We start from the raw sequence: 24657 nt of genomic DNA, 5'->3' as shown, positions 1-24657 counted from the left end.
CCGAACGGACATCCATGTCCTGACGGCGCTCTCGCCGCATCCATACGGCTCGGCCCACTGCGCGAGACCTGCGTTCAGCCTGCACCCAAGTCGCGATTGGCGGTGTTTGAGCCTTTTGCGTATGAAGATCAAAAGCAGATCAAAGGCTTCCCGGCTGAAACCGGTCCTACAGTCGGAGGCGATCCCATTGGATGCATGCGCTGCTCTTGGTGGGACCGGCTTTAGCCGGGAAGAGGCCCCTGATAGCACCAGAACTTTCGCGGTGTGACACCCGATCGCTTCCGCTCAAGCAGATATACCCCCCCCATGACCGGAGTGGCCTCATCGATGGCAGTTCCGGTCATTGCCGCCCAGTCCGGCGGTGCGCACAATCGCGGCTTGTTCTGGTTGCCCTGGATGCGTCGGCATGGCCCAACTTCTGTTTTTCGCTCACGCCAACGGCTTTCCGTCGGGTACGTACGGCAAGTTGTTTGCCGCGCTTGGGCCTGAGTTCGAGGTTCGGCATCTTGAGCAGCATGCTCATAACCCGCAATTTCCGGTAACGGACAACTGGCCGCAGCTGGTGGATGAGTTGATCCACCACTTGCGCGAGCAGCCTGAACCGGTGTGGGGCGTGGGCCATTCGCTGGGCGGCGTGCTGCATTACCACGCGGCGCTGCGTCATCCGGAGTTGTACCGGGGCGTTGTCATGCTGGATTCACCGGTGCTGACGCGGTTCGATCAATGGATGATTCGTGCCGCCAAGCGCTTCGGCTTCATCGATCGCATCACGCCCGCAGGCCGCACGTTGGGGCGTCGTGAAGTGTTCAGCAGTGTCGAGGCGGCCCGGGAGTACTTTGCCGGCAAGTCGCTGTTCCGGCGTTTCCATCCCGAGTGTTTCGAGGCGTATCTGCTTCATGGGCTGCAAGCCGAGGGCGACGGGTTGCGCTTGCGTTTCGATCCCGCCACCGAAATCAGCATCTATCGCAGCGTGCCCCACACCAGTCCGGGCCTTGCCCGTCAGTTGCGGGTGCCGTTGGCCATGGTGCGCGGCGAAAGCAGCGATGTGGTGCGGCGCCACCATGCGTTGTCGGTCAAGCGCATGCGCGAGGGCGTGTATCTTTGCGTGCCCGGCGGGCATATGTTCCCGCTCGAACATCCCGAGGACACCGCCCGCCTGCTCAAAACGCTGTTTTCACGCTGGACGGCCAGAGCCGACGCCGCCACCGCTGACGCTAACGCCGCGCTGCACCGAGCCGGCGCATGACCTGCTCGGTGGAAGAAATCCGTCTGAGTCTGCCCCATATTGAGCTGGCGGCTCATCTGTTCGGGCCCCAGGATGGCATTCCGGTGATCGCCCTGCATGGCTGGCTGGACAACGCCAACAGCTTCGCGCGGCTGGCGCCCAAGCTTGAAGGGCTGCGGATCCTGGCGCTGGACATGGCCGGGCATGGCCACTCCGACCATCGCCCGCCGGGATCAGCTTATGGTTTGCCGGACTACGCCCACGATGTTTTGCAGGTAGCGGGCCAGATGGGCTGGGAACGGTTTTCCCTGCTGGGGCATTCCCTGGGGGCGATCATTTCGGTGATCGTTGCGGCCGCGGTCCCCCAGCGAGTCAATCGTCTGGCCTTGATCGACGGTTTGGTTCCGCCAGTGGCCGAGCCGGAGTCTGTCGTCGAGCGCATGGGCGCGGCGCTGCAGGCGCAATTGACCCTGCAAAGCAAGCGCAAGCCGGTGTATGCGGACATGGACCGGGCGGTGGAGGCGCGGATGAAAGGCATGGTGGCGGTCAGTCGCGAGGCGGCGGAACTCCTGGCCCAGCGTGGCTTGATGCCGGTGCCGGGTGGTTACACCTGGCGCAGCGACAGCCGACTGACCTTGCCCTCGGCAATTCGTCTGACCCGCGCGCACGCGCTGGCTTTCGTCACGGCGGTGCGCTGTCCGGCGCAGTTGATCGTGGCCGAGGAGGGCATGCTCGCGCAGAACCGGGAGCTGCTCGCCAGCGTTCCTTTTACGGTGACGGCCTTGCCGGGCGGGCACCATCTGCACCTGAACGATGAGGCGGGTGCGCGCTCTGTTGCAGACTGTTTCAATCGCTTCTTCGCCGTTCCTTGACTTGCGACCTGCAACTGCCGAGGCTGGGGCAGTTGAAACAGGAGACTGCACGATGGACCACTGCCCACGCCTCACCGTTTTATTTTCATGTCTGCCGCGCGTTGTCGCGGCTTTGTTTTGCCTGCCGATTACGTTGCCTGGGGGTTTATCCGCCGGATCAATCCCCGCCTCGCCGATTGCCCTGCCATGAGCGCATCTCTAACGTTCAGCCACGCCTTCACCCGCACGCTCGCGCTCACGTTGCTGCTCACCGGCATCAGTACTGTCGCCCATGCAGCCGACGTTCCCGGTAGCCAGGATCTGCCCAATCTGCCGCGACTGGAAGACGCCGAAATCGTCGATTACCGGCCCTCCGTCGAGCTGGAACGCATCTACCCGCTCGGCTCGATTCGCAAGATCAGCGGTCAGTTGCGCTTCGACGGGCAGGTGTCCGGGCGCGGCAACGTCACCGGGATCACTTACCAGTTGCCGGTCGAGCACAGCGCCGACGAGGCCTTCACCGCCGCCCGTGAAGCCTTGCAGCAGCAGGGTGCGCAGTTGCTGTTCTGGTGCCAGGCCCGCGATTGCGGCGAAAGCAGCCTGTGGGCCAACGAGGTGTTCGGCAACGCCAAGCTGTATGGCGCCGACAACGGTCAGTCCTATCTGCTGCTGCGCCTCGCCGCCCCGGCGGACAACACGCTCGTGGCGTTGTACGGCATCACCCGGGGCAACCGTCGGGCGTTCCTTCACGTCGAGCAATTTCAGTCGAGCACCCCGCTGGGGGATTTGTTGCCGACCTCCGCCACCCTGTTGCGCGAGCTGAAAAGCACTGGCGAGCTGGAGCTGCCGATGCTGACCGCAGCACCGCAGGAGCCCTGGATCACGTTGCTGTCACGTGGCCTGAATCTGGACAGCACCTTGCGCGTTACCCTGTCCGGGGATCAGCGCGAGGCGTGGCGTCAGGCGCTGGTCGCCAAAGGCGTGCGCGCTGCCCGGCTGGAAGCGGGCGATCGGAAAAACCCCGGCCTGACCCTCGAACTCATTCGCTGAGGGCCGCAGAGCGCTTGTCAGGCCGCCTGGCGAAACGTCTCGGTCGGTGCAATCGTTGACGTCGATCTCGTTTCGCGCAGGGGCCACTGGGGTGCTATCCAGGTTTTGTCTGACTTCACGGTGTGTTTACAATGGCCTCCGCTAATCGTACCCGTGAGTCAGATGACAGAGCCAAGCGTGCTTCGCCTTTCCATTTTTGTGACGTTTGCTCTGGCTGTTTTTGGGGTGGTTTTCGGTCTGCTGACCGGATCTGCGTCGATTATTTTTGACGGTGTATACACCCTGATCGACGCAGTCATGACGAGCTTTGCTCTGCTCGTTGCCAAGCTGATTGCCGTCTCTCACAACGATTTCGGTCGAGCCCGCCTGACCAGGAATTTCACAATGGGGTTCTGGCACCTTGAGCCCATTGTGCTCGGGTTGTCCGGGACACTATTGGTGGGTACCGCTGGCTATGGCCTGATCATGGCCGTGGGAAGCCTGATGGCGGGCGGGCGACACCTGGACTTCGATCTCGCGCTCATTTTTGCGCTAGTGGCCCTTGTCAGCGCGGTTGGAATGATCATCTATGGCCGACGCGCCAACAAACGACTCAATTCAAGCTTCATTGCCCTGGACGTAAAGGCCTGGACGATATCTGCCGCAATGACCGGCGCTCTGTTACTCGCGTTCCTGACTGGCTGGATGATCAAGGGCACAGCGCTGGAATGGTTATCGCCTTATATAGATCCAGCGGTCCTGGCGCTTGTTTGCCTCATCGTTTTGCCCTTGCCGCTGCCGACGATTCGTGACGCTCTCGCCGATGTTCTGCTGGTGACCCCGCCAGAAATGAAGAAAAGAGTCGACGACGTTGCAAGCGATGCTGTCCAGCGACATGGCTTCCTTTCCTACCGTGCCTATGTGGCCCGTGTGGGGCGCGGGAGACAGATCGAGATTTACTTCATCGTTCCGCCGGGCTTGCCGCCACGATCCCTGGAGGCGTGGGATCTGATCCGGGATGAAATTGGCGAAGAGGTTGGCGGTACCGGCCCTGATCGTTGGCTGACAATAGCCTTTACCGTTAACAAAGAATGGGCTGAATGAGAGAAGGTCAATTCGCCCGCTGACATCACCGGTCAAGTCATCAGCACCCATAGAAATGGGCTCTGTTCCCGTCCTGAAGTCGGGCCCAGGTATCCGCGCAAGGCGGGTTGCTCGGTTCGACGGTATGCTTGTCGGATTCAACCCCTTTTGTTGCGGAATGACCGATGTTCAATAACGATCGCCTGTTGGTGCAGATTCTCCTGCTCGCGCTGCTCGGCGCCTGCCTATGGGTGATGGTGCCGTTCTGGTCGGCGCTGTTCTGGGGGGCGGTGCTGGCATTCGCCAGTTGGCCGCTGATGCGTCTGCTGACCCGCGCGCTCAAGGGGCGGGAGTCCCTCGCGGCCGCCATTCTGACCCTGGGCTGGATGGTGCTGGTGCTCGCGCCGCTGGTCTGGCTGGGCTTCAATCTGGCGGACCACGTGCGTGACGCAACCGCGTTCCTCAAGGACGTGCAAGTGGACGGCCTGCCCGATCCACCCACCTGGCTGGCGGGCGTTCCGCTGGTGGGCGAGCGGCTGGTGGGCTACTGGAACACCATCGATCAACAAGGCGCTGCGTTACTGGTCAGCGTCCGACCTTACCTGGGCCAGGTCGGCAACTGGCTGCTGGCGCGCAGTGCGCAGATTGGCGGTGGCATTCTCGAGCTGACCCTGAGCATCATCTTCGTGTTCTTTTTCTACCGCGACGGGCCGCGGGTGGCGGCGTTTGTGCTCAGTTTGCTGGAACGACTGATTGGCGATCGCGCCCAGTACTACCTCGATCTCGTGGCGGGCACGGTGCAGCGGGTGGTCAACGGCGTTATCGGCACGGCAGCGGCACAGGCGGTGCTGGCCTTGATCGGTTTCCTGATTGCCGGCGTGCCGGGAGCGCTGGTGCTGGGGATCGGCACTTTCCTGCTGAGCCTCGTGCCTATGGGCCCGCCGCTGATCTGGATACCGGCCACGGCGTGGCTGGCCTGGAGAGGCGATTACGGCATGGCGATTTTTCTCGGCCTGTGGGGGACGTTCATTGTCAGTGGCGTCGACAACGTACTGAAGCCGTACCTGATCAGTCGCGGCGGTAACCTGCCGTTGGTGATTGTGCTGCTCGGTGTGTTTGGCGGGTTGCTGGCATTCGGCTTTATCGGCCTGTTCATCGGCCCGACGTTGCTGGCAGTGGCTTACAGTTTATTGCTGGACTGGGTTGGAGACAGCCGCGCGCGGCAGCCGGTCAAGTAATTAAATTCAATAAAAAAACGCCGTCGTCCGGGGCACTCGGTCAATTTTGCGCGCGGGTTTGCCCCGGCCCAGTCATGACAGGTTTTGGTCACGGCGGGGGTCAGGTTCGCGGCAGATCCAGCACCGCGGTCAGGCCGCCGCCGGGGGTTTGTGCGAGGCGCAGGTCGCCGCCCATTCGGCGTGCGGCTTCCCGGGCGATGGTCATGCCGATGCCGACGCCGCCCGAGTTGCGATTGCGCGAGCTTTCGACGCGATAGAAGGGCTCGAACACCACTTCACGCAGGTCTTCGGGAATGCCAGGGCCGTGATCGACGACGCTGACGCGCAGGCGATCGCTGGCGTCTTCGATCTCCACGCGCGCATGCCCGGCGTACCGCAGGGCGTTGTCGATGAGGTTGTTCAGGCACGAGCGCAGGGCCATGGGCTGGGATTTCAGCGGCCGGCAAGTGCCGCTCGCCTGAATGTCATCGCCATTGTCCTGGGCGTTTTCCGCCAGGGATTCGATCAGCGCCTGCACGTCGAAATACTGCAGTGCTTCGCTGGTGCGCTGTTCGTTGAGGTAGGTCAGGGTCGCGTCGAGCATGCCGATCATGTCGTTGAGATCCTGGCTCATCTGCCCGTGCAGTCGCGGCTCGTCGATCTGCTCGACCCGCAGTTTCAGGCGCGCAAGGGGCGTGCGCAGGTCATGGGACACGGCAGCGAGCATGCGTCCGCGCTGTTGCACCTGTTCGCGAATGCGCTCCTGCATCAGGTTGAACGCCTGGGCCGCCTGACGTGCCTCGCGAGGGCCATTGGCGGCCAGGGGCGGGCTGTCGAGGTTCTCGCTGAGACGTTCGGCCGCCTCGCTCAATCGGCGTATCGGCCGGCTCAGGGCCTTGGCGCCGAACCAGGCAGCAAGCACCAGACTGATCAACTGGAACAGCAGGGGCACCAGCGGGATGCCGAGCATTGGCGGGCGGCAAGGCGGCCGGCGCCTGTCGTTCTGGTCTGCCTCGGCGGCAGGATCGCGGTCGGACGGCGCTTGCATCTGGCTGGCCGTCGGCCGATCGCAGCCGGGCGGGGGCGGCATTCTCGGGCCGTAGTAGTGAAACCAGACGAACGCCAGCAGGTGCGCGAGGACGATCGCCAGCAGCGCCCCGCCAAACAGCCGGGCAAACAGGGTGTCGGCCGAGCGGATCAACCAATCTCCCGGGCGTCGAACATATAGCCTTCGCCGCGCACGGTTTTGATCAGTTGCGGGGATTTCGGGTCGTCGCCCAGCTTCTGGCGCAGGCGCGAGACCAGCAGGTCGATGCTGCGATCAAACGCTTCGATGGAGCGACCGCGGGCGGCGTCGAGCAATTGTTCGCGGTTGAGCACGCGACGCGGCCGTTCGAGGAAGACCCGCAGCAGGCGGAATTCGGCGTTGGACAAGGGCACGACGAGGCCGTCCGGCGCGGTGAGTTGGCGCAGGACGCTGTTCAGGCGCCAGTTGTCGAAGCGCAGGGTGGTGCGTTCTTCGGTGCGGTCATCGCGGACGCGGCGCAGGATGGTCTGGATCCGCGCGACGAGTTCGCGGGGCTCGAAGGGTTTGGCCATGTAGTCGTCGGCGCCCAGTTCCAGGCCGATAATGCGGTCGGTGGGTTCGCAGCGGGCGGTGAGCATGAGGATGGGGATGTCGGAGGTGCTGCGCAGCCAGCGGCAGAGGGAGAGGCCGTCTTCGCCGGGGAGCATGAGGTCGAGGACGACGACGTCGTAGGTGTCTTCGGTGAGGGCCAGACGCATGGCGTTGCCGTCGGTGACGCCGGTACTGTGGATGTTGAAGCGGGCGAGGTAGTCGCAGAGCAGTTCGCGGATGGGGATGTCGTCATCGACGATGAGGGCGCGGGTGGTCCAGCGGCGCTCTGCGCTCGGTGCGGTGGCGGTGGGGCTGTCGGGTGTTGTCTGCATGGTACTGCCGCCGTGTGGTGCCGCCGATTGGGCCGCGGATAGGAGTCGACGCTGCCATGCTACTTCGCTGGCGAGCGGGGCGGAAGGGTGGGGTGGGGAGGTGTCGGTGGGTTGTCTTGAATGTATCAAGGTCGGTACACGGCTGACCTGCCGTGCTCCGTATCAAGATCAAGATCAAGATCAAGATCAAGATCAAGATCAAGGGCGTCTGCCTAAAGGCAGACTGTTTCGCCTTCGGCGAGTTACTTGGAAAAGTCGAAAGTCGCACCATCCCCAAGTAACCAAGGGTGCTTGCTCTCGGTTGGGCCCTTCCTTCGTCAGGGTTCCTTCACTCCGGTCCCGCTCCGTGGGCCCGCGCCGAACGGGCATCCATGCCCTGACGGCGCTCTCGCCGCATCCATGCGGCTCGGCCCACTGCGCGAGACCTGCGTTCAGCCTGCACCCAAGTCGCGATTGGCGGTGACTGGGCTTTTTGTGCATGGAGATCAAAAGCAGATCAAAAGCAGAACAAAAGCAGAGCAACGGCTTCCCGGCTGAAGCCGGTCCTACAAAAGCACCACGTACCCCCTGTAGGACCGGCTTTAGCCGGGAAGAGGCCAGCCCAGGCGGCGACAGTTTTGCTGATTGGACACCCCATCTGTGGGAGCGAGCTTGCTCGCGAATGCTTTATCTCAAACACCAGATATCCGGTGGATGTACCGACCCCTTCGTGAGCAAGCTCACTCCCACAAGTCCCTGGCGCTTGACCCGCCCTTGATCTGCCTCTGATTTGCTTTTGATCTTCTACGCGGTAGTTCAAACACCGGAAACGCGACTTGGGTGCAGGCCGAACGTAGACGACGCGCAGTGGGTCGAGCCGCATGGATGCGGCGAGAGCGCCGTCAGGACATGGATGTCCGTTCGGCGCGGGCCCACGGAGCGTCGTCGGAGTGAGGGAACCCGACGAAGTCGGGCCAAACCAGGAGCAGGGCCTTTTTGGTTACTTTTTCGGCTCTTGGAAAAAGTGACCCGCCGTAAGGGCGGAACCATAACAACTCCACACACAAATACCGGATATGCCCACGGTGTAAAGCTTCTAAACGCTCTGTTTTCTTCACTCTTTACGCTTTCTTTATGCCCCCCGACCCCCGTCGCTCTCGTTCCTTTACACCCCCACTGCAGACAATTGCCCCACACGGCAGTCGCCGTATGACGGAGAGTTTTTCATGAGCGTTCTGGATGGGGTGTCACTGCTGCTCGCAGCAGGGTTATTCGTTTACTTGCTGGTTGCGCTCCTGCGCGCCGGCCGGGTCGAGGAGTAACGGCCATGCACGGTTACGACTACCTGCTGATACTGGCGTTTTTCGCCCTGGTGCTACTGCCCGCGCCGCTGCTGGGACGGTTCTACTACAACGTCATGGAAGGCAAGCGCACCTTTCTGACCCCGGTCATGGGCCCGGTCGAGCGCATCTGCTATCGCCTGGCCGGCGTCGACCCCACGATCGAACAAAACTGGAAAACCTACACAGTCGCCCTGCTGGCGTTCAACCTGGCCGGGTTCGTCGTGCTGTTCGCCATCCTGCTCCTGCAAGGCTCGCTGCCGCTTAACCCACAGGGTCTGCCGGGCATGGAATGGTCGCTGGCGTTCAACACCACCATGAGCTTCGTCACCAACACCAACTGGCAGAGCTACAGCGGCGAATCGTCCCTGAGCTACCTGAGCCAGATGGCCGGCCTGACCGTGCAGAACTTCGTCAGCGCCGCCACCGGCATCGCCGTGCTGGTCGCGTTCTGCCGAGGCATCAGCCGTCGCTCGACGCAGCACCTGGGCAACTTCTGGGCGGACATGACCCGCGCGACCTTTTACGGTCTGCTGCCGCTGTGCCTGGTACTGGCGCTGCTGCTGGTCTGGCAGGGCGTGCCGCAAACCTTCGCCCATTACATGGACGCCGTCACCCTGCAAGGCACCGACCAGACCCTCCCGCTGGGCCCGGCCGCCAGCCAGATTGCGATCAAGCAACTGGGCACCAACGGCGGTGGCTTCTTCGGCGTCAACTCGGCGCATCCGTTCGAGAACCCGACCATCTGGAGCAACCTGTTCGAGCTGGTGTCGATCATCCTGATCCCGGTGGCGCTGGTGTTCACCTTCGGCCATTACGTCAAGGACATGCGCCAGAGCCGCGCGATCATCGCCTGCATGCTGGCGCTGTTCCTGATTGGCGGCGCTACCGCGATGTGGGCCGAGTACCAGCCGAACCCTGCGCTGAACATCGCGTCGGTCGAGCAGACCGCGCCGATGGAAGGCAAGGAAACGCGCTTCGGCACCACCGCCACTGTGCTCTGGGCGGCGACCACCACGGCGGCGTCCAACGGTTCGGTCAACGGCATGCATGACAGCCTCAACCCGCTCACCGGGATGATCGCCCTGGCCAACATGATGGTCGGCGAAGTGATCTTCGGCGGCGTCGGCGCAGGCCTCTACGGCATGTTGCTGAACGTATTGATCGCGGTGTTTCTCGCCGGGCTGATGATCGGCCGCACCCCGGAATACCTCGGCAAGAAGCTGCAGGCCCGTGAGGTCAAGTTGCTGGTGGCGACCTTGATCGTGATGCCGGTCGGCGTGCTGGTGTTCGGTGCGCTGGCGGCCTCGTTGCCCGGCCCGGCGGGGGCGGTGAGCAACCCCGGCGCCCACGGTTTCAGTCAGTTGCTTTATGCCTATACCTCGGCGACCGCCAACAACGGTTCGGCCTTCGGCGGCTTCAGCGCCAACACCACGTTCCATAACCTGATGTTGGGCCTGTCGATGTTCATCGGCCGCTTTGGCTACATCCTGCCGGTGCTGGCGCTGGCCGGCAGTCTGGCGGCGAAGAAGAGCTCGCCGCTGGGCCAGAACAGCTTCCCGACCCACGGCCCGCTGTTCGTCACCCTGCTGACCGTGACCATCCTGCTCGTGGGCGGCCTGACGTTCCTGCCGACCCTGGCACTGGGACCGATCGCCGAACACTTGAGCCTGGGCTTCTGAGGACCACACCATGAACATGCAAGCCCCCGTAACAAAGAGCGCGAACAGTAAAAGCCCGGCCAGCGAGACAGCACGCCATGACGCGCAGCCCGTAGCGGCCAAAACCGGTCTTGCTGCCCTGTGGCGACCGGCGCTGGTTCAGGCGTTCGTCAAGCTTGACCCGCGTCAGCTGTACCGTGCGCCGGTGATGCTGGTGGTCGAACTGACCGCGATCCCGACCACCGTGCTGTGCCTGATCCCCGATCCGGCCGTGCCAACCTCCGTCGCCGTGCAGATCGCGGTCTGGCTGTGGTTCACCGTGTTGTTCGCCAACTTCGCCGAAGCCTTGGCCGAGGGTCGCGGCAAGGCCCGCGCCGACAGCCTGAAAGCGGGCAGCGAAGGCCTGAAGGCGCGGAAGCAGAGCGCCAACGGCAGCCACGAAATGGTCAATGCTGCGACCCTGCGCAAGGGTGATGTGGTGCGCGTCGAAGCCGGTGAAATGATCCCCGGCGACGGCGAGGTGATCGAAGGCATCGCGGCGGTCAACGAAGCGGCAATTACCGGGGAGTCTGCGCCGGTGATTCGCGAGTCCGGCGGCGACCGTTCGGCTGTCACCGGCAACACGCGACTGGTGTCCGACTGGCTGCTGGTGCGCATCAGCGCCAACCCCGGCGAATCGACCCTGGACCGCATGATCGCGCTGGTCGAAGGGGCCAAGCGCCAGAAAACCCCCAACGAGGTGGCCCTCGATATTCTGCTCATCGGCCTGACGTTGATCTTCCTGCTGGTGGTCGTGACCCTGCAGCCGTTCGCGCATTTTGCCGGCGGTAACCTGCCGCTGGTGTTCCTCGTGGCGCTGCTGGTGACCCTGATTCCGACCACCATCGGCGGTTTGCTCTCGGCCATCGGTATTGCCGGTATGGACCGCCTGGTGCGCCTCAACGTGATCGCCAAATCCGGCCGTGCCGTGGAGGCAGCGGGTGACGTGCATGTGCTGCTGCTGGACAAGACCGGCACCATCACCTTCGGCAACCGTCGCTGTGCGGCGGTGTATGCCGCGCCGGGCGTGACGCCGAAAGAGCTGAGCGAAGGCACGCTGCTGGCTTCGCTCGCGGATGACACGGCTGAAGGCAAGTCCATCGTCGAATACCTGCGCGGTCTGCACCCGATGACCGAGCCTGCACCGAGCCAGTTGACGGCGGTGCCGTTCACGGCGGAAACCCGTCTGTCTGGCGTCGATTTCGAGGGCCGTGTGTACCGCAAGGGCGCCGTGGACTCGCTGCTGAAATTTCTCAGCCGCGACCGCAGCGACCTGCCACCGGTACTGGCGCGGGAGATCGACAAGATCGCCAAGACCGGCGGCACGCCGCTGCTGGTCTGCGGCGACGGCAAACTGCTGGGGGCGATTCACCTCAAGGACGTGGTCAAGCCGGGCATTCGCGAGCGCTTCGAAGAGCTGCGCAAACTGGGCATTCGCACCGTCATGGTCACCGGCGACAACCCGCTGACGGCGGCAGCAATCGCGGCAGAAGCAGGCGTTGATGACGTGCTGGCCGAAGCCACTCCCGAGAAGAAACTGGAGCGCATCCGTCAGGAACAGAACGACGGGCGATTGGTGGCGATGTGCGGCGACGGGGCCAATGACGCGCCGGCGCTGGCCCAGGCCGACGTCGGCATGGCGATGAACGATGGCACCCAGGCGGCACGGGAAGCGGCGAACATGGTCGATCTCGACAGCGACCCGACCAAGCTGCTGGACGTGGTGCAGATCGGCAAGGAATTGCTGGTGACCCGCGGCGCCCTGACGACCTTTTCCATCGCCAACGACGTGGCCAAATACTTCGCCATCCTGCCGGCACTGTTTGCGTCGATCTACCCGCAATTGGGCGTGCTCAACGTCATGCACCTGGCCAGCCCGCAGAGCGCGATCCTGTCGGCCATCGTCTTCAACGCGCTGATCATCGTCGTGCTGATCCCGCTGGCATTGCGCGGCGTGCGGGTGCAGGCCGCCAGCGCTGCGCATTTGCTGCGCCGCAACCTGCTGGTGTACGGACTGGGCGGGATTGTCGTGCCGTTCGTGGGGATCAAGGCCATCGACCTGCTGTTGACCGCCTTGCACCTGGTTTAACCCGCTGATCGTGCCGCGTGGTGACTGATCCCGCGCGGCGCTCACTTCGAAATGAGGAATGAATGATGTCCAGCGTATTGCGTCCGGCCCTGAGCCTGATCGTTCTGATGACCCTGATCACCGGCGTGGCTTACCCGCTGGTGGTGACCGGCGTCGCCCAGGTGGCGTTCCCGGATCAGGCCAATGGCAGCCTGGTCTACGACGACCATGAAAAGGTGATCGGTTCGGAGCTGATCGCCCAGAATTTCACCGGCGAAGAATGGTTTCATCCGCGTCCGTCTGCCGGCGCCTATGCCACCGTCGCCAGCGGCGCGAGTAACCTGGCGCCGAGCAATCCGGCGTTGGCAACGCGAGTGACCGAGGATGCCGCCAAGGAAAAAGTCGACAGCCAGGGTCCCGTGCCGCTGAACCTGCTGACCACGTCCGCCAGCGGTCTTGATCCGCATCTGTCGCCGGCTGCGGCGGAATATCAGGTGTCCCGCATCGCAGCGGCGCGTAACCTGCCGCGCGAATCGGTGCAGAAACTGGTGGCGGACAACACCCAGACCTCGCTGATCGGCCCGCCGGTGGTGAACGTACTGGACTTGAATCTGAGTCTGGATCGGTTACCGTCTGGCAAAGCCGTGAACTGACGCCAACGGGCGACGCCACACGCACACACATCACCCTGCACCAGGACAACTTTTCGTGAATTCAACCACCCGCGCCGACGCTTTGCTGGTCAATCTTCCTCGGGACGATCGCGGGCGGCTGAAGGTGTTTCTCGGTGCCGCGCCGGGCGTGGGCAAGACCTACGCCATGCTCCAGGCCGCGCACACCCAGATGCGCCAAGGCGTTTCGCTGCTGGCCGGGGTCGTCGAAACCCACGGCCGCGCGGAAACCGAGGCGCTGCTGGGTGGTTTGCCGCAGCAACCCATGGTTCGTTCCGAATACCGCGGGGTCATGCTCGAAGAAATGGACCTCGACGGTATTCTTGCGGCGAAACCCAAACTGGTGCTGGTCGACGAACTGGCCCATTCCAACGCGCCCGGCAGCCGTCACGCCAAACGCTGGCAGGATATTCAGGAACTGCTCTCGGCGGGGATCGACGTCTACACCACGGTCAACGTCCAGCACCTGGAAAGCCTCAACGATCAGGTGCGCGGCATCACTGGCGTACAAGTGCGCGAGACCCTGCCGGACTGGGTGTTGCAGGAAGCCTACGAACTGGTGCTGATTGACCTGCCGCCCCGGGAGCTGCTGGAGCGCCTGCGCGACGGCAAGGTCTACGTACCTGAGCAGGCGCGCGCGGCCATTGATGCGTTCTTCACCCAGACCAACCTTACCGCGCTGCGGGAAATGGCGATGCAGACCGCCGCCGCCCAGGTGGACAACGATCTGGCCCTGGGTTATCGGCAGTTGGGCCAGGCGGCGCCGGCGGTGCGGGGTCGTCTGCTGGTCGGCATCGACGGCGACGCCCAGGCCGAACGTCTGGTGCGCCACGCCAGCCGCGTCGCCCAGCGTCGGCATCTGCCGTGGAGTCTGGTGCATGTCGACAACGGGCGCTTTTTGGATGAACTGGCGCGCAGTCGTTTGCAGAATGCCCAGCAGCTCGCCGAACGCCTCGGCGGGGAGGTGGTAGTATTGCGCGCGCCGGAAGTGGCGAAGACGCTGATTCAGCACGCCACCGAGCGCCGCGCGAGTCTGGTGCTGGTGGGGCAGTCGCGGCCATCCCTGCGACGGCGGGTGTTGGGCGGCGGCCTGGCGTCGCGTTTGCTGCGCAATGCCCATGGCCTGGAAATCAACGTCCTCGACAGCGAGTCGCGCCCCGATCAGGCGCAATCCACCTCGCCGCGCAATCTGGTCTGGTTCGATTACGCCCTGGCGCTGTTTGCCACCCTTGGCGCCAGCGCGCTGGCCTGGGCGGTGTCCAGCTGGTTGGCGCTGCCGAACATTTCCCTGGTCTTTCTCGCCGCCGTTTTGCTGGTGGCCGTGCGCAGCAGCGTCGGCCCGGCGATGGTCTGCTCAGTGCTGTCATTCCTGGCCTATGACTTTTTGTTCATTCCGCCGAATTTTTCTTTGAGCATCCAGCGCGAAGAAGACGTGCTGACGCTGTTGTTCTTTCTGCTGATGGCGGCACTGACCGGCAATCTCGCCGCCCGCCAGCGTCGCCAGTTGCAAGCACTGCGCGACACCCAGGAGGAGACCAGCGAACTGCTCGATCTGTCCCGCCGCCTGACCGCCGCCACCGATCGCCAGGCGGTGCTCAGTGCAGCCGATCATCACTTGGCCGGCTGGAGCGAATTGCAGCTGTGCGTGCTGGACAACGACCGCGAGCAGGGCTGGAAGGTGGAGGTGGGTGGGCCGCTGGAGTTTTCCGAATTCGAGCGCGCGGCGGCGGACTGGGCCTGGCAGCACGGGCAACCGGCGGGCAGGGGCACCGGCACACTGCCGTCGGGGAGTTGGTGGTGGCTGCCGTTGTGGGTGGACGATGCGCCGCTGGCGTTGGTGGGGATTCGTGCGAAACAGGGCCAGACTTTCACCCCTCAGCGGCGACGTCTGCTCACGGCGCTGAGTCAGCCATTGGGTCAGGCCCTGGCGCGGGCCCGTCTTGCCGAAGACCTGGAAGCTGCGCGCTTGCATGGCGAGACCGAACAACTGCGCAGCGCCTTGCTGGCCTCGGTGTCCCACGATTTGCGCACGCCGCTGACGGCCATGCGCGGCAGCATCGACAGCCTGCTGGCGCTGGGCGAGGCGATTCCGCTGGAAGACCGTCGCGAGTTGCTCGAAGGCACCCGCGACGAGGCCGAGCGTCTGGATCGCTACATTCAGAACCTGCTGGACATGACGCGCCTCGGCCACGGCGCGCTGAAGCTGGCGCGGGACTGGGTCTCGCCGGGTGACATCGTCGGCAGCGCACTCAATCGCCTCCGCGCGGTCCTCGCGCCGCTGCAAGTCATGACCGATTTGCCGGCGCAATTGCCATTGCTGTATGTCCACGCCGCGCTGATCGAGCAGGCGCTGATCAACGTGATCGAAAACGCCGCGCGCTTCTCGCCGGTCCATGGCCGTCTGCAGATGGCGGTCACTGCGCAGAACGAGGAGATTGTCTTCGCCGTCAGCGATGAGGGGCCGGGAATACCCGAGGGTGAGCGGGCGAAGATTTTCGACATGTTCTACACCGCCGCGCGGGGTGACCGAGGCGGGCAGGGCACGGGGCTGGGTCTGGCGATCTGTCAGGGCATGGTCGGCGCCCATGGCGGGCGGATCAGCGTGGGCGATGGCATCGACGGTCGCGGCACCTGCATCAGTCTGCACCTGCCGCTGCAGGCGCAGCCCGAAGCGGAAATGGACCAGGCGGTCTGAACCGGCTTTGCGCTACGCTGACGGGCGTTTGTAACCGACCTTTTCTTTTATGACAGGACACCCATGAGCCAGACGGCGACCATTCTGGTGATCGATGACGAGCCGCAGATTCGTAAATTCCTGCGCATCAGCCTCGCGTCACAAGGCTACAAGGTGCTGGAAGCCGGCACCGGCAACGACGGCCTGACCCAGGCCGCATTGAATAAACCCGACTTGCTGGTGCTCGACCTGGGCCTGCCGGACATGGACGGACAGGACGTGCTCAGCCAGTTTCGCGAGTGGTCGGCGGTGCCGGTGCTGGTGCTCTCGGTGCGTGCCAGCGAGGGTGAGAAAGTCCGCGCGCTGGACGCCGGCGCCAACGATTACGTGACCAAGCCGTTCGGTATTCAGGAGTTTCTGGCGCGGATTCGTTCGCTGTTGCGCCAGGCGCCGGAGAGCGGTCAGGTGGAATCGGCAGTGGTCATTGGCCCGCTGAACATCGATCTGGCCTACCGCCGGGTGTCGCTGGGCGATGCCGAAGTCGCCCTGACCCGCAAGGAATACGCAGTGCTGGCGCAACTGGCGCGGCATCCCGGACGGGTCATCACCCAGCAGCAACTGCTCAAGGACATCTGGGGCCCGACCCACGTCGAGGACACCCATTACCTGCGCATCGTGGTAGGGCACCTGCGCCAGAAACTCGGCGACGACCCCGCCGCGCCGCAGTACATCGTCACCGAGGCGGGAGTCGGGTACCGGTTGATGAATGGGTGATGGATGGTGCTCCCAAGGACGGCCGCGTATACCTGCGGGACTGGCGTTGACCTCGACAGTGGGACCGGCTTTAGCCGGGAAGGCGTCGGATGTCACACCGCGTGATTGATGGTGATCATACGGGCCTCTTCCCGGCTGAAGCCGGTCCCACTAATCGATCGCATGCATCCAGTGGGTCTGGCTGGAACGCCGACTTGTAGGACTGGCTTTAGCCGGGAAGGCGTCGGATGTCACCCCTTTAGTGCTCCTGCTCATACCGATCCAGCGTTTCCCTGGCGATCTGCCGCCCGAGCGCGATCAGCTCTGGGGCTTTATAGAACTCGAAAAACCGGCACACCCGCTTCGGCACGTTGATCAGGATATCCGGCGGGTAGCCGGCGATCTTGTACTGCGCCAGGGAGGTCTGCATCACCTCGAAGCTCTGGTTGATCAGGTCCAGCAGTGAAGCCGGGCCGACGTTGTCGATGATGATTGAGCCGCTGGCCGATCTCGGCGCCCCGGCCTGGGTGGGCGCAGCGGAAGGTTGCTGACCCTGGGGGTCGGCGGATTCGATGTCGGCCATCAACCACGGATTGCCCGGCAGCACGGCGCCGCTGGGTTTCAGGCTTTCCTGCGCCAGACGCACACCGTCCTCGCCGGCCAGGTCCAGCTTGCGGCGGAACGGCAGGTGCGAGCCGATGGAATTCATCAGCCCGTCGAAACGCTTCTTCACCGCCGGCGGACGCTCGATCACCGGCAAGGTGTAATGCTTCTGGGTGGTGGAGTTGAGGTTGACCGCGACGATCAGGTCGCAATGGCTCGACACCACCGGCACGATCGGCAACGGGTTCAGCAGGCCGCCATCGACCAGCGTGCGATTGCCCTGAACCACCGGGGTGAACAGGCTCGGGATCGCCGCCGAGGCGCGCATCGCCGAATGCAGATTGCCTTCCTGAAACCAGATCTCCTGCTGGTTGGTCAGGTCCGTGGCCACGGCGGTGTAGGGGATCGGCAAGTCCTCGATGTTGATCTCGCCGACGATGTCGCGAATCTTGCCGAACACCTTTTCGCCGCGAATCGCCCCCAGCCGAAAGCTCACGTCCACCAGCCGCAGCACGTCCAGGTAATCCAGGCTTTCGATCCACGCCTTGTACTCGGGCAGCTTGCCCGCCGCGTAGATCCCGCCGATCACTGCGCCCATGGAACAGCCGGCAATGCACGCAATGTCGTAGCCGCGATGTTCGAGCTCTTCGATGACGCCGATGTGCGCATAACCTCGTGCGCCCCCGGAGCCGAGGACCAGCGCGATGCGTTTATTCATGTGCGGTTTCCCATTGTCAGCGTTCAGTCAGCCGATTCGTCACACACCAGCGTAACGCCAACGGCCCGAAACAGGTATCGTGCATCCCCCCTGTGTGGCACTTTTGCATCGCCGCACCGTCAAAGCCGCATCATTGATTTCCTTAGTTGAGGTAACACCCATGAAAGCCTGGATCTGCCTGCCCCTGTTGGCGCTGGTTCTCACCGGCTGCGCCGGCAAAACGGCCTATCGCGACAGCTGCGCCACCAACCTTGACGCGGCCTGGCACGAGCTTGATCTGGCCAAGGCCGAAGGTTTCGCCGGTACGGTCAGCTATTCCAAGGCCCTGTCGCTGCTGACCGGCGCCAAGACTCAGCAGCAGTTCGAGGCGTTCGAGGGTTGCTCCGAGAAAGCCGAGAAAGCCCGTTTCTACATCCGCGAATCACGCGCCGGTCGCTGAAATCGTTCCAAAGTCCGCAGCCATCAAGCGGTCTCCCTGTAGGAGTGAGCTTGCTCGCGAAGCATGCTGTCAGTCGCCATCCAGCTGACCGGGATAACGCCGATCGCGAGCAAGCTCACTCCTACCGTCCTGTTTAGCTCCACCCTGATGAATCCCTCCATCCCGCTCTGGCGAAAAGGCCTACGCTGACCTTACAGTGGCTGCACGTCTGGCATCGTCTGCAGTCCTATTAGCCATGAGCAGTCGCCTGGGGAGGCCTTCCGATGGGCAGAAAACTGGATGCGTGTCTCAACGCAATCAATGAAGTGGTGCTGGGCAAGGAGCCACAGGTGCGCCTGGCGCTCACCTGCCTGCTGGGCGGCGGGCATCTGTTGATCGAAGACTTGCCCGGCATGGGCAAAACCACCCTCAGCCACACCCTCGCGCGGGTCTTGGGCCTGAGCTTTCAGCGCATTCAATTCACCTCCGATCTGCTGCCGGGCGACATCCTCGGCACGTCGGTGTTTGATCGCGACACCGGGCAATTCACTTTTCACCCCGGGCCGATCTTCGCCGAGCTGGTGCTGGCCGACGAAATCAACCGCGCCACCCCCAAGAGCCAAAGCGCACTGCTGGAAGCCATGGAAGAGGGCCAGGTCACCATCGAGGGCGCGACTCGTTTGCTGCCCGACCCGTTTTTCGTCATCGCCACCCAGAACCCGTTCAGCCAGGGCGGCACCTTCGCTTTGCCAGAATCTCAACTGGACCGCTTCCTCATGCGCCTGTCCCTTGGCTACCCCGCGCGTTCGGCGGAAAAAGCTCTGCTGCTGGGTGAATCCCGCCGCGACCTGCTGCCGCGCCTCGAGCCGTTGCTGGACCACGCCGAGCTCGCGTCCCTCCAGCAGCAGGCGCGTCAGGTACGGGCCAGCGACGCTCTGGTCGATTACGTGCTGCGGCTGGTCGATGCCACCCGCAGCCAGCCGCAGTTCGCCTACGGCCTTTCACCCCGTGCGAGCCTGGCGATCCTCTCGGCCGCGCGGGCCTGGGCAATGCTTGCCGGTCGCGATTATGTGATTCCCGAAGACGTGCAGGCGATTCTGCCCGCCGTCATCGGCCACCGCCTGCGCGAGCGCACTGACCCGACCGGGCATGGCGGCGGGGCGCTGGTCCAGTGGCTACTGCGCGAGGTGCCGGTGCTGTGATCGAACGCTTCAAACCGGTCTGGCAGCGCTGGGTGGGACGCCGCATTCCCCCGGCGTCGCGGGTCGAACTGGATCACCGCCGAATCTTCATCCTGCCGACCCGGGTCGGCGGCACCTACGCGCTTATTCTGTTTTTGCTGCTGCTGGTCTCGATCAACTACCAGAACAGCCTCGCCTACGGCCTGACCTTTCTCATGCTGTCGGTGGGCGTGCTGGCCATTCTGCATACCTACCGCAACATCAGCGGGCTGATCCTCAGCGGCGGTCATGCGCGTTCGGTGTTCGTCGGCGAACCGGTGCAACTGCGCCTGCGTCTGGAAAGCACCGGCCATGGCCATCAGGCGATTGCCCTGGGCTGGGACAGCGAACAACTGGAGCAGACCGACGTCGAGGCCGAGCGGCTGGTCGACGTCAGCCTGACCTTGCCGGCGCTCAAACGCGGCTGGATGCGGGCGCCGCGCTTGCGCGTGGAAAGCGTGTTTCCGCTGGGGATCTTTCGTGCCTGGAGCTGGCTTGACCTGGAACAGACCGTGCTGATCTACCCGCAACCGCTGGCCGGCACGATGCCGCTGCTGCAAGGCGTGCAACCCCATGCCGAGGACGACGGCCACGCGACGACGGGGCCGGGCGTCGATGATTATCAGGGCCTGCGCCTGTGGCAACCGGGCGACTCGATGCGGCGCATGCACTGGAAGGCCTGGTCGCGGGGACAGGGGCTGATGGTCAAGGAGTTCAGCGACCTCAGCGGTCACGACTTGTGTCTGGACTTCATGGCCCTGGGTGGGGATATCGAAGAGCGGCTGTCGCGCCTGTGCTACTGGGTGCTGGAATTGTCCCAGCGCCAGCAGCCGTTCGCCCTGAAGCTGCCCGGTTTCCTTTCGGCGGTGGACAGTGGCGATGCGCACCGCGAAGCCTGCTTGCGCCAGTTGGCGCTGTACGGGGTGCGGGCATGAAAGGCGCGGCGCGATGACCTCCACAAGCCTCGCCAAACCGATCCCCCGGGTCAGCCTCAACTGGCTGCTGATCGCCCAGGCGCTGGTGATCGCGCCGTTTGCCTTGCACGTGCCGGTGGCGTTGATCGTGCTGTGGCTGGTCTGCTCGTTATGGCGCATCCAGATCTTCCGCATGCGCGTGAGGATGCCCGGCACCTGGATCAAGTCGGGACTGCTGGTCGGCACCGCCGGGGGCATTTATCTGGCGCGGGGCAGTTTTATCGGCCTGGATGCAGGGGCGGCGCTGCTGATCGCCGCCTTCATTCTGAAGATGCTGGAAATGCAGAACCGGCGCGACGCCCTGGTGCTGATCTTTCTCGGCTTCTTCTGCATCGCGGTCGGCTATCTGTTCGAAGACTCGCTGCTCTGGGGGCTGTTCACTCTGCTGCCCATCACCACGCTGCTGGCCGCGCTGATCGGCCTGCAACAGTCCGGCATCTCCAGCAAGCCGGGGGCCACGTTGCGACTGTCGGCCAAACTGCTGTTGCAGGCCGTGCCGCTGATGCTTCTGCTCTTTCTGTTCTTTCCGCGTCTTGAGCCGCTGTGGTCGTTGCCACAACCGAGCAACAAGGCGCTGACCGGGCTTTCCGACAGCATGGCGCCGGGGGACATCGCCGAGCTGAGCAAATCTGCGGAGCTGGTGTTTCGCGCGAGTTTTGAGGGCCCGCTGCCGCCGCGCAATCAGCTGTACTGGCGCGCGCTGACCCTGGAGCAGTTCGACGGCAGACGCTGGTCGCAATCCTCGCGGGCGCAAGTGCCTGACGCGCCGGTGTGGCGTCGGGAAGGCGAGCAGGTCAGCTACAGCGTGGTGCTGGAGCCGACCGGCAAGCCGTGGCTGATGACCCTCGACGTGGGCCAGATCGATCTGGCTGGCGTGCGCCAGATGAGCGATTTCCGCTGGCAACGTCGGCGACCGCTCGAACAATCGATGCTTTATAACGTCGAGTCCTGGCCTGAAGCCGTGCGGGAAACCGTGCTCAGCGACGGCGCCCGGTTGCAGGCCCTGCAACTGCCGGCCAAAGGCAATCCCCAGGTGCGCGAATGGGCAGCGGACCTGCATCGGCGCCATCCGGGCACCGACGCCGTGGTGGACGCGCTGCTGTCATATTTCACCTCGCAGCCGTTTCGTTACACCCTCAAACCTCCCGCGCTGGGGGCCAATAGCATCGATGATTTTCTGTTCGGCAGCCGTGCCGGTTTCTGCGCCCATTACGCCGGGGCCATGACCTTTGCGCTGCGGGCGGCAGGCGTGCCGGCGCGGGTGGTTGCCGGTTATCAGGGCGGCGAGCTGAATCCGGATGGCAATTACCTGACCGTGCGCCAGTTCGATGCCCACGCCTGGGTCGAATACTGGCAACCGAACGTGGGTTGGCGCAGTGTCGACCCGACCGCCGCGGTGGCACCCGCGCGGGTCGAGCAAGGGCTTGAACAGGCGCTCGCCGCTGACGAGGACTTCCTTGGCGATTCGCCAATGTCCCCGCTGCGCTATCGGCATCTGGCCTGGGTCAATTCGATCCGCATGAGCTGGGACACCCTCAATTACGGTTGGCAACGGTGGGTGCTGGGCTATCAGGGGCAGCAGCAACTGCAAGTGCTCGGCCGCTGGTTTTCAGGGTTTCAGGCGCCGGTGTTTGCTGGCGGCGCAGCGATAATTCTCGGCCTGCTGGCGCTGTGGCTGTTCAAGCCGTGGCGGCGCGAAGGTGATTCGCAGCTGCGCCTGTTCAACCATTTCGAACGTCTGCTGGCCCGGCAGGGTCTTAAACGTCAGCCGGGTGAAGGCGCTCAGGCGTTCGCGCAACGAGCTGCCGAGCAGCTTCCGGTGCACGCCGGGGCGATCAGGGATTTCGCCCACGAGTTCGAGGCTCGGCGCTATGCCGGGGCAGACGGCTCCGTCGGCGCTCTGCGCCAGCGCCTGAAATCCCTGCGCCGCAGCCTGCCGTGGCGTTTGTCCGCTGTGAAGGGCAAGCGGCCGTAAATCATCAGACATTCATCTTCAACCAAGGAGTGCTTCATGTCAGCGATGGTCGATCACCTGGTCGCCGAGATTATCGGTCTCAACATCAAACTGCTTGCCTGCCACGCGCGGCTGGAAGTCTCCACCGACAGCGAAGCGCTGCACGACCTGCGCACCAACGTCCGCCGCCTGCGCAGCGTTTTGCGCCCGCTGCGGGGTCTGCCGGGGCTGGATCAGGTGGAAGCGGCGGCGAAGGAGGTCGGTGCGCTGACCACGCCTTTGCGTGACATGCAGGTGCTGGCCGCATTCCTTGATGAGCAGGGTCTGCCCGAGGCGGCGGCCAAACGCGATCAGTACCTGAACACTGCGTGCCCGGAAGTGGCCGGTTCTGCAGAACTGAATCGGCTGTTTGGCGTGCTCGATCAATTGCCGGCGCTGCTGCGCACCCAGGAGCGCCATGGCTTGCTCGACACGCTGGAGCGGCGCATTGAAAAACGTCTGGACAAACAGTGGAAGCAACTGCGCGAAGCCATGGGCGACCCTGCCCACGACCGTCATCGTCTGCGCCTGCTGATCAAGCGCGTGCGTTACGCCGGCGAGGCCTACCCGGAACTGAGCCATCAGCCGAAAGACATGCAACGCCGTCTCAAAGCGGCCCAGGGCGCCCTGGGCGATTGGCATGATCATCTGCAATGGCTGGAACAGGCCCGGCATCAGGCGGATCTCGCGCCTTGCGTAGCAGGTTGGGAATTGGGCATTCATCGTGCCGAACAAAAGTCCGACAAAGTACTGGAGCGCTTGTACAAGGCCTGCTTTGGTAAACATTCTCCGCGCTGAGGCCGGCTGGCCCGCAGGGTTGTCGAGCCCGGCGGTTTTAAACAGTCTGGTCCGCAGGATTGGCGGTTATAAACCCTGTCCTGCGGCGGCTCACTCGCTACCATTCGCACATCCCGCCGCCACCCTGGAATGCGCATGAAATTTTCCGAGCTGCTCGACGCTGTCCGCACCCATCCCGAATCCGTCAGCATCCCTGCCTCGTGGGCCCAGGGCCGCGCCTGCTTCGGCGGGCTGATGGCGGCGTTGATGTATGAAGCGATGCGCGCGAAGGTGTCAACGGAGCGGCCGGTTCGCTCGTTGGCGATCTGTTTTGTAGCACCGCCGGCCATCGACTCGCCGATTTCCTTTGAAGTGGAGATCCTGCGCGAAGGCAAGGCCGTCAGTCAGGTCCTGGGCCGGGCGATGCAGAACGGCGAGGTCATGACCCTGATTCAGGGCAGCTTCGGCGCGCCCCGTGAGTCGGTGATTTCAGTGCAGGCCGAGCCTGCGCCCGTGTTCAAGCCGGTGGACGAGATTCAGCCGCTTCCGTTTGTCTCGGGTGTGATGCCGGAATACCTGCGCTTCATTGACCTGCGTTGGGCGCTGGGCGGCCTGCCGTTTTCCAACACGCCATCGGGGGCGATCGGCGGCTACGCGCGCTTGCGTGACGTGGAAGAGGAGCCGTTGACCGAAGCGCATCTGCTGGCGCTGGTCGACACCTGGCCACCGGCCGTGCTGCCGCATCTGAGCAAGCCGGCGCCGGGGAGTTCTTTAACCTGGACGATCGAGTTTGTGCAGCCGTTGCCCGCGATGACGACCCATGACTGGACGCAGTACCGAGCGGTGATCGAGCATGCACGCGACGGCTACGGTCATACCGCCGCAGCGCTGTGGACGCCGAATGGTGAGTTGGTGGCGATCAGTCGTCAGACGGTAACGGTCTTTGGCTGATCGGAAGCGAGGGCGCTCACGCAGGTCCACGCGACGCATACAGAGAGCGCTAAAAGCCTGAGGCCTTATTGGCCTCGGGCTTTTATGGCTTGGGCAGCGACGAGACCCAGCACGCCGATGGCGGCGGAGGTCAGGCTGCCGTTGAACGCGCCGTCCAGCAGCAACAGGCCGGAGACGATGGACAGCGGGAACGCCAGTGACGACAGCACCGCACTGGATGGCAGGCCTTCTGTGCGGGTTGAGTGAAAGAATTCGCCGATGTGAAGATCCGTGATGAACTTGGGCATGATGCTTACCTCGGTGAAACGTAAACAAGAAGTGTTTTCGATAGAGGTGAGAATAGGCCTGGAGGTTCACTTCGGCGAATCGAGGATTGCTATCAGCTCGATAGGCAGCATTTCAGCGTCTGAAGTTTTGACGGATGAGCCGACGCATTCGCGAGCGAGCTCGCTCCCACGATGTC

General features: G+C 63.8%; 22 protein-coding genes. 18 read left to right on the top strand and 4 right to left on the bottom strand.

Going from position 1 to position 24657, the window contains the following annotated elements:
• Positions 1–406 precede the first annotated feature (406 nt).
• The 5 genes from AC0Z8Z_RS12935 to AC0Z8Z_RS12915 all read left to right on the top strand — a co-directional run bounded on the left by AC0Z8Z_RS12935 (position 407) and on the right by AC0Z8Z_RS12915 (position 5426).
• A complete protein-coding gene (locus AC0Z8Z_RS12935; protein WP_172612552.1) occupies positions 407–1246 on the top strand; it encodes an alpha/beta fold hydrolase in 840 nt (279 codons plus the stop codon).
• On the top strand, positions 1243–2097 hold the full coding sequence (locus AC0Z8Z_RS12930) for an alpha/beta hydrolase (RefSeq protein WP_485619373.1): 855 nt from the start codon (positions 1243–1245) through the stop codon (positions 2095–2097). Before AC0Z8Z_RS12935 ends, AC0Z8Z_RS12930 begins: the two co-directional genes overlap by 4 nt.
• A gap of 186 nt (positions 2098–2283) precedes the next feature.
• Positions 2284–3126: a DUF4892 domain-containing protein gene (locus tag AC0Z8Z_RS12925; protein WP_172612550.1), complete on the top strand. Its 843-nt coding sequence runs from the start codon at positions 2284–2286 to the stop codon at positions 3124–3126.
• Between the two features lie 162 nt (positions 3127–3288).
• Positions 3289–4209 carry a cation diffusion facilitator family transporter gene (locus tag AC0Z8Z_RS12920; protein WP_485619372.1) on the top strand — a complete coding sequence of 307 codons (921 nt, stop codon included), beginning with the start codon at positions 3289–3291 and terminating at the stop codon, positions 4207–4209.
• A gap of 164 nt (positions 4210–4373) precedes the next feature.
• Positions 4374–5426 carry an AI-2E family transporter gene (locus AC0Z8Z_RS12915; RefSeq protein ID WP_485619371.1) on the top strand — a complete coding sequence of 351 codons (1053 nt, stop codon included), beginning with the start codon at positions 4374–4376 and terminating at the stop codon, positions 5424–5426.
• A 100-nt stretch (positions 5427–5526) separates the two neighbouring features.
• Here the strand turns inward: AC0Z8Z_RS12915 and AC0Z8Z_RS12910 are convergent, their stop codons facing one another.
• Both AC0Z8Z_RS12910 and AC0Z8Z_RS12905 read right to left on the bottom strand, forming a co-directional pair.
• Positions 5527–6606 (bottom strand): sensor histidine kinase, encoded by a 1080-nt coding sequence (locus AC0Z8Z_RS12910; protein ID WP_485619370.1) that lies wholly within the window; start codon positions 6604–6606, stop codon positions 5527–5529.
• On the bottom strand, positions 6603–7355 hold the full coding sequence (locus tag AC0Z8Z_RS12905; protein ID WP_122538444.1) for a response regulator: 753 nt from the start codon (positions 7353–7355) through the stop codon (positions 6603–6605). Before AC0Z8Z_RS12905 ends, AC0Z8Z_RS12910 begins: the two co-directional genes overlap by 4 nt.
• 152 nt (positions 7356–7507) lie before the next feature.
• Between AC0Z8Z_RS12905 and AC0Z8Z_RS12900 the strand changes: the two genes are divergently transcribed.
• From AC0Z8Z_RS12900 to AC0Z8Z_RS12870, 7 genes are all read left to right on the top strand, one after another.
• Positions 7508–7636, top strand: a complete 129-nt coding sequence (locus tag AC0Z8Z_RS12900; RefSeq protein WP_485619369.1) for a hypothetical protein — start codon at positions 7508–7510, stop codon at positions 7634–7636.
• 924 nt (positions 7637–8560) lie between these two features.
• Positions 8561–8656 carry a K(+)-transporting ATPase subunit F gene (gene kdpF, locus AC0Z8Z_RS12895; protein WP_037009437.1) on the top strand — a complete coding sequence of 32 codons (96 nt, stop codon included), beginning with the start codon at positions 8561–8563 and terminating at the stop codon, positions 8654–8656.
• Between the two features lie 5 nt (positions 8657–8661).
• Positions 8662–10356: a potassium-transporting ATPase subunit KdpA gene (kdpA, locus tag AC0Z8Z_RS12890; RefSeq protein WP_485619368.1), complete on the top strand. Its 1695-nt coding sequence runs from the start codon at positions 8662–8664 to the stop codon at positions 10354–10356.
• A gap of 10 nt (positions 10357–10366) precedes the next feature.
• On the top strand, positions 10367–12463 hold the full coding sequence (gene kdpB / locus AC0Z8Z_RS12885; protein ID WP_485619367.1) for a potassium-transporting ATPase subunit KdpB: 2097 nt from the start codon (positions 10367–10369) through the stop codon (positions 12461–12463).
• A gap of 65 nt (positions 12464–12528) precedes the next feature.
• Positions 12529–13095, top strand: coding sequence for a potassium-transporting ATPase subunit KdpC (gene kdpC / locus AC0Z8Z_RS12880; RefSeq protein WP_485619366.1), 567 nt, complete (start codon positions 12529–12531; stop codon positions 13093–13095).
• Between the two features lie 55 nt (positions 13096–13150).
• On the top strand, positions 13151–15808 hold the full coding sequence (locus AC0Z8Z_RS12875; RefSeq protein ID WP_485619365.1) for a DUF4118 domain-containing protein: 2658 nt from the start codon (positions 13151–13153) through the stop codon (positions 15806–15808).
• A gap of 63 nt (positions 15809–15871) precedes the next feature.
• Positions 15872–16561 (top strand): response regulator, encoded by a 690-nt coding sequence (locus AC0Z8Z_RS12870; RefSeq protein ID WP_485619364.1) that lies wholly within the window; start codon positions 15872–15874, stop codon positions 16559–16561.
• Positions 16562–16799: 238 nt separating this feature from the next.
• On the opposite strand, the gene AC0Z8Z_RS12865 is transcribed toward AC0Z8Z_RS12870, so the two are convergent.
• The gene (locus AC0Z8Z_RS12865; RefSeq protein WP_205483045.1) at positions 16800–17861 is read right to left on the bottom strand and encodes a patatin-like phospholipase family protein; all 1062 of its coding nucleotides are present in this window, start codon (positions 17859–17861) and stop codon (positions 16800–16802) included.
• A 160-nt stretch (positions 17862–18021) separates the two neighbouring features.
• On the opposite strand from AC0Z8Z_RS12865, the gene AC0Z8Z_RS12860 reads away from it, so the two are divergent.
• From AC0Z8Z_RS12860 to AC0Z8Z_RS12835, 6 genes are all read left to right on the top strand, one after another.
• Positions 18022–18300 carry a hypothetical protein gene (locus AC0Z8Z_RS12860; protein ID WP_062381160.1) on the top strand — a complete coding sequence of 93 codons (279 nt, stop codon included), beginning with the start codon at positions 18022–18024 and terminating at the stop codon, positions 18298–18300.
• Positions 18301–18563: 263 nt separating this feature from the next.
• Complete coding sequence (locus AC0Z8Z_RS12855; protein WP_485619363.1) at positions 18564–19481, top strand: AAA family ATPase; 918 nt, start codon at positions 18564–18566, stop codon at positions 19479–19481.
• Entirely contained in the window at positions 19451–20434 is a 984-nt protein-coding gene (locus AC0Z8Z_RS12850; RefSeq protein WP_485619362.1) for a DUF58 domain-containing protein, read from the top strand. Before AC0Z8Z_RS12855 ends, AC0Z8Z_RS12850 begins: the two co-directional genes overlap by 31 nt.
• Positions 20435–20447: 13 nt before the next feature.
• On the top strand, positions 20448–22448 hold the full coding sequence (locus tag AC0Z8Z_RS12845; protein WP_485619361.1) for a transglutaminase TgpA family protein: 2001 nt from the start codon (positions 20448–20450) through the stop codon (positions 22446–22448).
• Positions 22449–22493: 45 nt separating this feature from the next.
• Positions 22494–23264: a CHAD domain-containing protein gene (locus tag AC0Z8Z_RS12840; RefSeq protein ID WP_485619455.1), complete on the top strand. Its 771-nt coding sequence runs from the start codon at positions 22494–22496 to the stop codon at positions 23262–23264.
• 135 nt (positions 23265–23399) lie between these two features.
• A complete protein-coding gene (locus tag AC0Z8Z_RS12835) occupies positions 23400–24194 on the top strand; it encodes an acyl-CoA thioesterase (RefSeq protein WP_485619360.1) in 795 nt (264 codons plus the stop codon).
• Positions 24195–24259: 65 nt separating this feature from the next.
• On the opposite strand, the gene AC0Z8Z_RS12830 is transcribed toward AC0Z8Z_RS12835, so the two are convergent.
• On the bottom strand, positions 24260–24481 hold the full coding sequence (locus tag AC0Z8Z_RS12830; protein WP_205483049.1) for a hypothetical protein: 222 nt from the start codon (positions 24479–24481) through the stop codon (positions 24260–24262).
• Between the last annotated feature and the right edge of the window lie 176 nt (positions 24482–24657).

This window comes from Pseudomonas sp. 1L-C-7-B-C1, assembly GCF_057291635.1.
This window is presented reverse-complemented; position numbering and strand designations above follow the sequence as displayed.

Excerpts from the sequence above, each read along its gene's own strand:
- AC0Z8Z_RS12935 (WP_172612552.1), top strand. The coding sequence starts at position 407 with ATGGCCCAACTTCTGTTTTTCGCTCACGCCAACGGCTTTCCGTCGGGT.
- AC0Z8Z_RS12835 (WP_485619360.1), top strand. The coding sequence starts at position 23,400 with ATGAAATTTTCCGAGCTGCTCGACGCTGTCCGCACCCATCCCGAATCC.
- AC0Z8Z_RS12915 (WP_485619371.1), top strand. The coding sequence starts at position 4,374 with ATGTTCAATAACGATCGCCTGTTGGTGCAGATTCTCCTGCTCGCGCTG.
- kdpB (WP_485619367.1), top strand. The coding sequence starts at position 10,367 with ATGAACATGCAAGCCCCCGTAACAAAGAGCGCGAACAGTAAAAGCCCG.
- AC0Z8Z_RS12845 (WP_485619361.1), top strand. The coding sequence starts at position 20,448 with ATGACCTCCACAAGCCTCGCCAAACCGATCCCCCGGGTCAGCCTCAAC.
- AC0Z8Z_RS12925 (WP_172612550.1), top strand. The coding sequence starts at position 2,284 with ATGAGCGCATCTCTAACGTTCAGCCACGCCTTCACCCGCACGCTCGCG.
- AC0Z8Z_RS12855 (WP_485619363.1), top strand. The coding sequence starts at position 18,564 with ATGGGCAGAAAACTGGATGCGTGTCTCAACGCAATCAATGAAGTGGTG.
- AC0Z8Z_RS12830 (WP_205483049.1), bottom strand. The coding sequence starts at position 24,481 with ATGCCCAAGTTCATCACGGATCTTCACATCGGCGAATTCTTTCACTCA.
- kdpF (WP_037009437.1), top strand. The coding sequence starts at position 8,561 with ATGAGCGTTCTGGATGGGGTGTCACTGCTGCTCGCAGCAGGGTTATTC.
- AC0Z8Z_RS12930 (WP_485619373.1), top strand. The coding sequence starts at position 1,243 with ATGACCTGCTCGGTGGAAGAAATCCGTCTGAGTCTGCCCCATATTGAG.
- AC0Z8Z_RS12865 (WP_205483045.1), bottom strand. The coding sequence starts at position 17,861 with ATGAATAAACGCATCGCGCTGGTCCTCGGCTCCGGGGGCGCACGAGGT.
- AC0Z8Z_RS12860 (WP_062381160.1), top strand. The coding sequence starts at position 18,022 with ATGAAAGCCTGGATCTGCCTGCCCCTGTTGGCGCTGGTTCTCACCGGC.
- AC0Z8Z_RS12870 (WP_485619364.1), top strand. The coding sequence starts at position 15,872 with ATGAGCCAGACGGCGACCATTCTGGTGATCGATGACGAGCCGCAGATT.
- AC0Z8Z_RS12920 (WP_485619372.1), top strand. The coding sequence starts at position 3,289 with ATGACAGAGCCAAGCGTGCTTCGCCTTTCCATTTTTGTGACGTTTGCT.
- AC0Z8Z_RS12905 (WP_122538444.1), bottom strand. The coding sequence starts at position 7,355 with ATGCAGACAACACCCGACAGCCCCACCGCCACCGCACCGAGCGCAGAG.
- kdpA (WP_485619368.1), top strand. The coding sequence starts at position 8,662 with ATGCACGGTTACGACTACCTGCTGATACTGGCGTTTTTCGCCCTGGTG.
- kdpC (WP_485619366.1), top strand. The coding sequence starts at position 12,529 with ATGTCCAGCGTATTGCGTCCGGCCCTGAGCCTGATCGTTCTGATGACC.
- AC0Z8Z_RS12840 (WP_485619455.1), top strand. The coding sequence starts at position 22,494 with ATGGTCGATCACCTGGTCGCCGAGATTATCGGTCTCAACATCAAACTG.